This is a genomic window from uncultured Bacteroides sp. (assembly GCF_902491285.1).
In the GTDB taxonomy this organism is placed as follows: Bacteria; Bacteroidota; Bacteroidia; order Bacteroidales; family Bacteroidaceae; genus Bacteroides.
In genome coordinates this window covers 99,926-110,684 of record NZ_CABUHK010000007.1, presented here as the reverse complement: position 1 = coordinate 110,684, position 10,759 = coordinate 99,926, and the positions used below count along the sequence as shown (strand labels likewise).

General features: G+C 43.7%; 6 protein-coding genes. 4 read left to right on the top strand and 2 right to left on the bottom strand.

Going from position 1 to position 10,759, the window contains the following annotated elements; genetic code table 11:
- The first annotated feature begins 110 nt into the window (after nucleotides 1-110).
- Nucleotides 111-1,517: a Gfo/Idh/MocA family protein gene (locus RDN93_RS03225; RefSeq protein ID WP_374047360.1), complete on the top strand. Its 1,407-nt coding sequence runs from the start codon at nucleotides 111-113 to the stop codon at nucleotides 1,515-1,517.
- A 564-nt stretch (nucleotides 1,518-2,081) separates the two neighbouring features.
- On the opposite strand, the gene RDN93_RS03220 is transcribed toward RDN93_RS03225, so the two are convergent.
- Entirely contained in the window at nucleotides 2,082-2,951 is an 870-nt protein-coding gene (locus RDN93_RS03220) for an endonuclease/exonuclease/phosphatase family protein (protein WP_308744214.1), read from the bottom strand.
- 24 nt (nucleotides 2,952-2,975) lie between these two features.
- Nucleotides 2,976-6,956: a two-component regulator propeller domain-containing protein gene (locus RDN93_RS03215; protein WP_308744213.1), complete on the bottom strand. Its 3,981-nt coding sequence runs from the start codon at nucleotides 6,954-6,956 to the stop codon at nucleotides 2,976-2,978.
- Nucleotides 6,957-7,112: 156 nt separating this feature from the next.
- Here RDN93_RS03215 and RDN93_RS03210 point away from each other — a divergent pair, with 156 nt between their 5' ends.
- The 3 genes from RDN93_RS03210 (at nucleotide 7,113) to RDN93_RS03200 (ending at nucleotide 10,753) form a co-directional block, all read left to right on the top strand.
- Nucleotides 7,113-8,159 carry a glycoside hydrolase family 130 protein gene (locus RDN93_RS03210; protein WP_308744212.1) on the top strand — a complete coding sequence of 349 codons (1,047 nt, stop codon included), beginning with the start codon at nucleotides 7,113-7,115 and terminating at the stop codon, nucleotides 8,157-8,159.
- 18 nt (nucleotides 8,160-8,177) lie between these two features.
- Entirely contained in the window at nucleotides 8,178-9,425 is a 1,248-nt protein-coding gene (locus RDN93_RS03205; RefSeq protein WP_308744211.1) for an MFS transporter, read from the top strand.
- Between the two features lie 167 nt (nucleotides 9,426-9,592).
- On the top strand, nucleotides 9,593-10,753 hold the full coding sequence (locus RDN93_RS03200) for a glycoside hydrolase family 130 protein (protein WP_308744210.1): 1,161 nt from the start codon (nucleotides 9,593-9,595) through the stop codon (nucleotides 10,751-10,753).
- Nucleotides 10,754-10,759 lie beyond the last annotated feature (6 nt).

The following is a 10,759-nucleotide window of genomic DNA, read 5'->3' as shown; positions in this document are numbered from 1 at the left end:
CTTAATGATGTGGTGTCTTTAAAGTTACTAAAAAGCAAACATATCTACAACTTTTTATAGGATTAAGAAAGAAGAAGACCGTTGAAATAAAAAAGAGATTACCACCAAATTTGACGAAGAACCTATTATTGATTATCATTGTCGGCTTATTTTTGTTGACAAGTATAGACGGTTATGCACAAAAAAGCAAAGTTGTCCGGTTGCCTATTCAAACAGAAATACCTGTTCGTCCGGCAGGGCAACTGGATGTGATTCAACTTACCGCCCCCAAAATTGATACGGTACGTGTGGGTTTCATCGGATTGGGTATGCGTGGTTCCAGTGCAATAGCGCGCTGGACACACATTCCGGGGATACAAATTATTGCCTTGTGCGATCTTCTTCCCGAACGTGTAGAGAAATCACAAAAAGTTCTGAGAAAAGCCGGTCTGCCGGCAGCGGTATCTTATGCCGGTTCGGAAGATGCATGGAAAAAATTATGCAAACGCAAAGATATCGACCTTATTTATATAGCAACAGATTGGGAACATCATGCCGAAATGGGTGTATATGCAATGGAGCATGGAAAACATGTGGCTATCGAGGTTCCTGCTGCAATGACTTTGGATGAAATATGGAAACTCGTTAATACTTCAGAAAGAACTCGTAAACACTGTATGCAATTAGAAAATTGCATATACGACTTTTTTGAATTAACTACTCTCAATATGGCACAGCAAGGTGTATTTGGTGAAGTTTTACATGTAGAAGGGGCTTATATTCATAATTTGGAAAATATATGGCGACGCTATTGGAATAATTGGCGTATGGATTACAACCGAAAACATCGGGGAGATATATATGCTACTCATGGCATAGGCCCTGTATGCCAGATACTTAATATCCATCGGGGAGATCGCATGAAAACCTTGGTTTCGATGGATACAAAAGCTGTAAGTGGTCCGGCATATATCAAAAAGCAAACGGGCAAGGAGATTGAAGACTTTCAGAACGGAGACCAGACATCTACCTTTATCCGTACGGAGAACGGTAAAACGATTTTGATTCAGCATAACGTGATGACTCCCCGTCCTTATAGTCGGATGTATCAGGTGGTAGGGACGGATGGATATGCCAGCAAGTATCCGATTGAGGAGTATTGTTTAAGACCTTCTCAAGTTAATTCTGAGGATATTCCTAATCATGAAAATCTAAATACACATCAGGCAGTCGCAAAAGAAGTAAAGAAAGTTTTGATGGATAAATATAAACATCCTATTCATAAAGAACTGGAAGAGAGAGCTAAAAAGGTAGGCGGACATGGTGGAATGGATTATATCATGGATTATCGGCTCGTATACTGTCTGCGGAATGGCCTGCCGCTGGACATGGATGTTTATGACTTAGCAGAATGGTGTTGCATGGCGGAACTCACACGCATTTCCATAGAAAACGGTTCGGCTCCGGTAGCTGTTCCCGATTTTACCCGTGGAGGATGGGATAAGGTAAAAGGTTACCGGCACTTTTTTGTTAAATAGTTCGGTTACTGAAAAAACGATGATTCTTAAAAACGGAATATTTAATCATCGGAGAAGGACGTAAATTGCAGTTTGGTAAGGAAAAGCAGGAAGATACCAAGCATTTGTAATTACGTGATTCTCTATTTCTGCTGTTTTGAGAATATTTTATTCGAAGTATGACAGATTATCGATTATTTTAGTTATTCGGATAGTAAATATCCGAATAACTAATCATTTTATTGTTTTTTCCTTTCCGATATGTTATGATAAACTAGAGAATAAATACTTCTTAATAGCCCATTTTTATCTTCCTCACCGGGAAACGATAGCTTCCCCGGTGAGGAACAAGTCGATGCACACCGAGGAACACTTCGTTGGTTTTAAAGCAATGAACAGTTTCCGAATAGAGAAAGATGCATATCCTGTTTGGTTTTATGCAATATTAGGCTGTTTTTTGTATGCTCATGCATTTATTTATGCAGTTTATTTTCCGGTTCGTTACTTTTTAACCGGCTATTTCCTTGTAGAATATTAAAAATAGAACATTAACAGGCTTATATTATCATTTCGAATTCAGTTTGCTCACTTGGTATATTTCAATACTGCCTTCACGGGAAAATGGTCTGAAGGGATGTGGGCCTCATACTTTCCGGTAACTTCATTCTTAATCCGGTAAGTATCTGTCAGCACTCCGTACTTTTCAACAATAAAGTTTTTAGTAACGAAGATATGGTCGATACGGTTGGGAGTATATGTGTTCGGATTCCATCCTGCACATGTTCCATTAGTTGCATAGCTCAGTTGCGCGACCTCATAAGAGTCTGATAATATTCCGGATTCGTGAAGTACTTGATAGCTTTCGCTGGTCTGGTCTACATTGAAATCTCCGGTGAGTATGACGGGGTCTTTACTGCACATCTCTTTGATTTTGCTGATAACCAGCTTGGCACTTTCGCGACGTGCCACTACTCCGATATGGTCCATGTGCAGGTTAAAGAACCAGAATCTGAACTTACCTGTAATATCCTTGAATTCTCCCCATGTACAGATGCGGGTATAGGCTGCATCCCATCCTTTATTCGGCTTCGTAGTATCTTCCGATAACCAAAAGTTTCCAGATTTGAGTAGCTTGAATTTATCTTTCCGGTAGAAGATAGGCGCATATTCCCCTTTCGTTTTACCGTCATCCCGTCCTACGCCTATATAGCTGTATTGCGGCAAGGCATTCAACATATCTTCCAGTTGGTTATGTTTCACTTCCTGCGCTCCGAATATATCGAAGTCATGGAAAGTGATTAACCGGGTGAGTACCGGGCAACGCTGTTCCCAGCCGTTTCCGGCTTTGGCATCGTTCGGATTACTGTTTCGTACATTGTAAGAAGCAACATTCAGTTGTTGCGCGTTCAGTATTGACACACCGCAGAGCGCCAATACAATAAAAAGTTTTCTCATTGTTTCTTTATTGTTAGATGGTTATTAAGTATCCTTTTCTTCTGTCTGTCCGCTCCTGTATTCTTTGGGAGAAGTGTTGTATAACTTGGCAAACTCCCGGTAGAAATAAGACTTGTTTGAGAAACCCGATTTATACATAATCTCGGTAACGGTAAGCTTGGTAGTCTTTAATAGGCCTGCTGCATATTCCAGGCGGATGGTACGGACAAATTCGCTTGGTGTCTTTTCCGTCAATTCTTTGAGTTTACGGTACAATCCCGCTTTGCTTACTCCTATAAAGTCTGCGAGAGAATCCGGATTCATGGATTCGTCGTCAATATTATCTTCGATGAATTTGATAATCTTGTCCAGTAACAGCTCATCCTCTTTATGCATGGTGATTCCATCCCTTACGATGAGAGAGGAACGGCTGGATTTGAAATACTCTTTCATCAGAGAGTATTTATTAATCATATTCTCTACCGCGCTCAATACATGCCTCGGATGGAAAGGTTTGGGGATATATAAGTCTGTTCCATGTTTGTAAGCGTTAATCTGGTCTTCGATGGAGTTCTTGGCGGAGATATGGATAATCGGAATGTGGGCAGTCCGCTCGTTGGCTTTCAATATATCCGTCAGAGTGATGCCGTCCAGCCTGGGCATCAATACATCGCTGATAATAATATCCGGCTGTTTCTGCTCGACCTCTTTCAGCGCCTCTTCTCCATCGGCGGCTTCCCGAACCTGGTAGTAAGGAAGCAGGATATCTTTCAGAAGTTCGCGGATATTCTTTTCATCTTCTACAATCAATATACTAATTTCCTTTTGTTTTGGGACAAAAAGCATTTCACCGGCTTCTGCCTCTTCTTCTGCCGGTTGACTTTCTTTTCCGGAATTCACGTGCATGGACGGTAGAGACACATTGAATTCTACATACTCTCCCAATACACTTCCTACGGTGATTTCTCCGCCCAATAACTCCGTCAAGCTCTTGGTCAGATTCAGGCCGACTCCGGTGCTTCCCGCATGTTTCAGGTTACTGCTCTCAAAAATCTTGAACCGGCTGAATATCTCACTCATTTGTTTCTCAGTCAGTCCCTTGCCCGAGTTACGTATGTGGAAATGCAATGTCCCGTCAGTAACATTCTCCCGTATTTCAGCACGGATATATCCACCGGACGGCGTATATTTGAAAGCGTTGGAAAGCAAATTGAATATTATTTTTTCCAGTGCATTCCGGTCTGTTGTAAAGGATGATACCTCTTTGCTTTTGAAACTGAAGTCTATCTTGTTTTCTTCAGCTATTTCGGTATAGTTGTCCGATACATAATCGACGAGCAACTGAATATCCACTTTTTCCGCATAGATAGCTGTATGTCCCGCTTCTGCTTTTCGGAACTCCATCAGTTCGTTGATAAGCTTCTGCATCCGGTCGGCATTGTTCTTGATGATGTAGATATATCTTTTTGTATAACTGTCGAGGTCCGCCTTTTCCAACAAGTGCTGTGCCGGGCCGTAAATCAGTGTCAACGGAGTGAAAAATTCATGTGCCACATTCGTGAAGAAGTTCAACTTCGATTCATGGATACGTTGCTGATTCTGTTTCTCGATATGTTCCAGTAGAATCTGACGGTTCAGCCGGATTCTATTCTTGATGACGGATTGCGTGATATAGATAGCAACGGCAATCAGGATAAAATAAATAATAAAAGCAGTGGTACTGAGCCACCAGGGGTAAGCAACGTCCAAATTGAGGGAATAGGTTTGACTACTCCATACTCGGTCGCCATTGGTGCATTTTACTTCCAGTTTATATTTTCCCGGTGGTAGTTTGGTGATAACAATATTTGGGTTATTCTCGTTGTAAATCCATTCGTCGGCAAAGTCGATAATGCGGTAGCTGAACTCACAATTCTCATTGTTGATAAAATCATGTGCGGCAAATCCCAAGGTGACATAAGGCTCGTCGTAGTCCAGCCGGAGCGTATGATTACGGATACGTTCGTAGATATTCTGGCTTGTATTGTTTATCTTCAGGCTGTTCAGGCTTAATGATGCGATATGTTCCCGTAAGCGTATCTTATTTTCGTCGAAATAGTTCAACCCGCTGACTCCGCCGAAATACAACCACCCGGCTTTGTCCTTAAAAATAGCTCCGTCGGAGAATTCGTCGTTTTGCAGCCCGTTTCTTGAAGAATAATTGGTGATTTTTCCCGAGGGCAAGTCGATAAAGGAAATGCCTTGATTGGTGCTTGCCCAAATATTCCCGTTCTCATCTTTCAGGATGCCGTGAATCGTATTATTGGGCAATCCGTTATTATCCGTATATTCGATGATAGAAGGCGGTGTGGCTGTCGGGAACAATCGGTTAAGACCATAACTGGTACCTATCCAGATACTGGCAGAATCTCCTTTAGTCAGATAAATCACGTCATTGTTAGTCAGAGACAAACCGGGGTCTATTTCATTCATCTGCCGGAAACGTTCGGACTCGATGTCGAACTTATTAATTCCCCCCCCTCGCGTGCCTAGCCAAAGTTCATTCTCATCGTATCCGGCGATAACCGAATAAATAATATTATTACTTGGCGAAGAAGGGCCGGGAGATTTATATTGTTTCATGTCCGTTACTCTATAACTTTTTCCTTCCCTTTGCAGGCTCAGCTTGATAAGTCCGTAGCCGGAAGTCCCCAACCATAAAAGTGAATCGTTATGGGTAAACAGGATACTGTACACTGCCCTGAAAGCTGGAAATTCAGCAGGAATACCCAGTTTCTTCACCTGGTTGCTATTGAGTGGAATATAATTGATACCCGCCCCTTCGGTTCCGATGAATATATCCCCGGACATATTTTTGCGGATAGTATAAACGGAGTTGGAGATTAGCCCGTTGCCCGTTGAAAGATAGGGGATGACTTTCCGTTCCTGCTTGTTGAGTAGCAGGATACCTTCTCCTTTTGTTCCAACGAGTATATTACCATTGTCTTCCTCACAGAAACAACGCACAGGATAATCTGTTTTTACGGTATGGAAAGGCGAACTATGTTCATAGACTTCCAATATCCCTTGTCCGTCCGTGCCTACCCAAAGGATATTCTGTGAGCCGATATAAATAGTGAAAATGGAAGCTTTCTCCGGTAATTGGAGTAATTCCGTTGAAGTTCCATTTTCAAGATTATACCTGATGCATCCTCCCTCGATAAAGCTGATAAGGAGATATTCACCGTGGCAGACAGCTTGTGAAACGGTTTTGTTCTCAGGAATATTTATACTGTCCAATATACGGTTATCTTGTGAAACAGTCAGTGTCCGGTCATCGTTAATGATGAGGCAGTCCTGGGAAAGATAAATATTGGAAACGGGAGCAGAGTGCCTGATTTCTTCTTTGAACGAGAGTTCGGGACAGGAGTTACGGACAGTCAGTTGATAATGCAATAATTGTCCATGTTCTGTGAGAAAGAATATCCGGTCTTTGGAATCAATGACGAAGTTCCTGATGTCATCGGGAAGGTCATTCTTCAAGGATACAAACTCCTGTTTCCGGTCATCGAAACAGAATAGACCCTGCTCTTTCACGTAACAGATAATATGCTTGCCGGAAGTGATACCCAGCAGAAATGACTTCTCCTGTTTCGGCGGATTATTCTGTGTACCTAGATAATAAGGAGTAAACTGTTGTGTAGAGCGTTTCCACCGGTTTACCCCATAGTCCGTAGATACCCACAGGATAGAGTCGCTTTGCTCGATAATCTGCCAGATGACATTATTGCTGATAGACCCTGCATCCTTTTTATTATAAGAATAGGTTTTGAAGCTACGTCCGTTATAAGCATTCAATCCGTCCCATGTCCCTACCCAGAGCGTATGCTCCGAATCTTCGAGGAAGCAATTCACCGAATTATTGGATAATCCGTCCGCATTGGAAATCTGTTTTACTACATTTTGCGAATGTAATAAAGCAGGCATCAGGCATGAACAAATAAGGATGCAGATGCAGCGGAAATAGGAGTGTTTTCGTAGAATCATGTCGCAAAGATAGAGAGGAAAAATAAGAAAACAAAGATAAAAATATGCTGTACAACACCTGTATACCCTTTTGAGAATATAGTACACTCTTCCCGTCGCCGTGTGGGGTAGCTTTGCCACGAGAAATAAAAACAACACCTATTTAATGATTAGAAAATGGATATTGCAAAACGATTTCATCAGAACCCATTATTGAAACCATCCGATTTACAACCGGGAATAGAAGGTATGGAAATCACCTGTTTCCTGAATCCCGGCGTATTCCGCTTCGACGGAAAAACCTGGTTATTACTGCGGGTAGCCGAACGCCCCGTACAGAAACAGGGAGTGATTAGTTTCCCCGTATATAATAAGGAAGGGAAGATAGAAGTGCTTTCTTTCGACGAGAATGACCCGGAACTGGACGCTTCCGACCCTCGTGTGATAGGATATGCGGGACAGGATTATCTGACTACCATGTCTTATCTCCGGTTGGTATCGAGCGAGGACGGCATCCATTTTAAGGAAGAACCGGATTATCCGCCTATTTTCGGTAAAGGGACATTAGAGGCTTTCGGCATCGAGGACTGCCGGGTGGCGACTACCGCCGACGGTTATTACCTGACGTTTACCGAAGTCTCTTCCGTTGCCGTCGGTGTAGGGCTGATTCATACCCATGATTGGAAGAATTACACTCGTCACGGCATGATTTTCCCTCCTCATAATAAAGACTGTGCCTTGTTTGAAGAGAAGATAAACGGTAAATATTTCGCCTTGCATCGCCCGAGCAGTCCCGAACTGGGTGGCAACTATATCTGGCTTGCCGAATCACCCGACCGGTTACACTGGGGCAACCACCGTTGCGTTGCGACCACTCGCTCCGATAGCTGGGATTGTGCCCGTGTGGGTGCAGGAGCCGCGCCTATCCGTACAGAGGAAGGCTGGCTGGAGATTTATCATGGTGCAGACTATCAGAACCGCTATTGCCTGGGAGCCCTTCTGCTTGACTTGAACGACCCCTCAAAGGTAATCGCCCGAAGCAAAGCTCCTATAATGGAACCGACTGCTCCCTACGAGCAAACCGGATTCTTCGGGAATGTGGTCTTCACGAACGGGCATCTGGTAGAAGGGGATACGGTGACTGTTTACTATGGTGCGAGTGATGAAGTAATCTGCGGAGCGGAGTTCTCCATAGGGGAAATCCTTCGTTCATTAAAGTCATGACATATATAAAGGTATAGAATGAATAAATTGAAAAGAGAATATCAATTCTTCAAACAGCAGACTCCCAATGTACGTGTACTGTTGATGACTAACCTGCTCTATGCGTTTGTGCTTCCTGTGGTGGAGATATTTGTAGGCGCTTATGTGATGCGCCACACGAGCGAGCCTGTTTCCGTAGCTTTCTATCAGCTTTTTATGTATATCGGCATCATTGCGACCTCGTTTGTCAACGGCTTCCTGTTGCGGCATGTCAGCGTGAAAGTACTGTATGCAGGCGGGATATTAGTTAGCGGGCTGTCGATGTTTGCCATGATGCTGGTGAAGTCATTGGGCTTTGTAGAACTAGGCATAGCAGGTTTTGTCCTCGGAGCCGCATCGGGTTTCTTTTGGACCAACCGCTATCTATTGACTCTCAATAATACGACCGACAGTAGCCGGAACTACTTTTTCGGACTGGAATCTTTCTTTTTCTCCATCACTTCGATAACTGTCCCTTTATTGATTGGCGCATTCATCAGCCAGATAGACGGCAAAGAAATCATGGGATGCCTGATTGATATAAATGGAGCCTACCGTTTGGTCACAGTCGGAGTCATAGTAGTGACCCTGTTTGCCGTAGCTGTCTTGTGGCGTGGTAAGTTTGCCAATCCGGTACAGAAGAATTTTTTGTATTTCCGGTTCTGTATACTGTGGAAGAAAATGCTGTTACTGGCTTCCCTGAAAGGAATGGTACAGGGATTTCTGGTGACTGCTCCCGCCATCCTGGTTCTGAAACTGGTTGGTGATGAAGGGACATTAGGCTTGATACAGGGAATCAGCGGTACGCTGACGGCTATACTGGTCTATGTACTGGGGCGTATTGCCAAACCCGAAGACCGCCCGAAGATATTTATTGCCGGGTTACTCGTCTTTTTTATCGGTACTCTGTTCAACGGGGTCTTGTTTTCAGCCACCGGAGTGATTATCTTTGTCCTCTGTAAGGTAATCTTTCAGCCCTTGTTTGACTTGCCTTACTATCCCATTATGATGCAAACCATCGACGCAGTAGTTAAAATCGAGAAAAGAAATGAATACACTTATATTTTAAGCCACGAATTCGGACTATTCTTGGGGCGTGCTTTCGGGCTCATCCTTTTTATGGTGCTTGCCTTTGCCATATCACAGGATTTTGCATTGAAGTACGCATTGATACTGGTAGGAGCTTTACAGTTGATAGCCTATCCGTTGGCTCAGAACATCATCAAACAGAACCAAACGGTTCACTAGTATTTCAAAACCATTAAGCTGTCATTGCAAACGGATGAATTATTATGTTGTACAGCACCTATATACTCTTTTGAGAATATAGTACACTCTATTTTTTGCGGGGTACGATAGTTTTGCCGGCAGAAAAACGATGAACGACCGATTCGGGAAAACTAAAAAAACGACGTATGATAAAACTAAAATCTGTAATCTATTTAATCAGTATGATGACACTAGCCGGATGCTCCGGACAAAAACAGGCATCCGTAGCTGTCGAAGAACAGAGTGGACAATGGATACTCGGCCCTTTTGTCCGCCCGGAAGGGGTGAATCCGGTGATTTCTCCGCAACCGACTACTTTCCAATGCCCGATGCGCAAGCAGCCGGTAAGATGGGAAGAGAGTGACACTTTCAATCCGGCGGCAACCGTCAAAGACGGGAAGATTGTGGTACTCTACCGCGCGGAAGACAACTCGGCGCAAGGTATCGGAAAGAGAACATCTCGCATCGGCTATGCGGAAAGTACGGACGGAGTGACGATGAGCCAAGCGGACGCACCGGTACTCTTTCCTTCCGAAGACGATTTTAAAGAAATAGAATGGGAAGGCGGTTGCGAAGACCCGCGTGTGGCAATGACGGAAGACGGATTGTACGTTATGCTTTATACAGCCTGGAACCGCAATCTTCCCCGCTTGGCAGTAGCTACTTCCAGAGACTTGAAAAACTGGACGAAGCACGGACTCGCTTTTGCGAAAGCATACAACGGGCGTTTTGCTAATATAGCAAGCAAATCAGCTTCTATTGTCACCGGAGTGAAAGATGGCAGGCTGGTCATTGAGAAAGTAGACGGCAAATACTTTATGTACTGGGGAGAGAATGCGGTATGTGCCGCAACTTCCGATAATCTGACCGACTGGACTCCGGTACTCAACGAAAACAACGAACTAAGGGAGATAGCCAAACCCCGCAACGGGTATTTCGACAGCCGCCTGACTGAGTGCGGGCCGCCGGCTATCAAAACCGTGAACGGTATTGTGTTATTATACAATGGCAAGAACGGATACAAGGAAGAAAGGGACTCGGCATACCCCGCAGGCGCTTATTGTGCAGGGCAGTTCCTGTTTGACGCCAACGACCCTTATAAGGTACTCGACCGCCTGGATAAACCTTTCTTTGTGCCCGAAGCCGCTTTCGAGAAGAGCGGTCAGTACAAGGACGGAACGGTGTTTATCGAAGGATTGGCTTACTTTAAAAACAAATTATATCTCTATTATGGCTGTGCCGATTCGCAGGTTGCAGTAGCGATATGTGATGATAATATAGATTCGAAACTTAAAACACATAACTAATTTAAT

Bases quoted from the DNA above. Each gene is read 5' to 3' on its own strand.
- RDN93_RS03220 (WP_308744214.1), bottom strand. From the start codon at position 2,951: ATGAGAAAACTTTTTATTGTATTGGCGCTCTGCGGTGTGTCAATACTG.
- RDN93_RS03215 (WP_308744213.1), bottom strand. From the start codon at position 6,956: ATGATTCTACGAAAACACTCCTATTTCCGCTGCATCTGCATCCTTATT.
- RDN93_RS03210 (WP_308744212.1), top strand. From the start codon at position 7,113: ATGGATATTGCAAAACGATTTCATCAGAACCCATTATTGAAACCATCC.
- RDN93_RS03205 (WP_308744211.1), top strand. From the start codon at position 8,178: ATGAATAAATTGAAAAGAGAATATCAATTCTTCAAACAGCAGACTCCC.
- RDN93_RS03200 (WP_308744210.1), top strand. From the start codon at position 9,593: ATGATAAAACTAAAATCTGTAATCTATTTAATCAGTATGATGACACTA.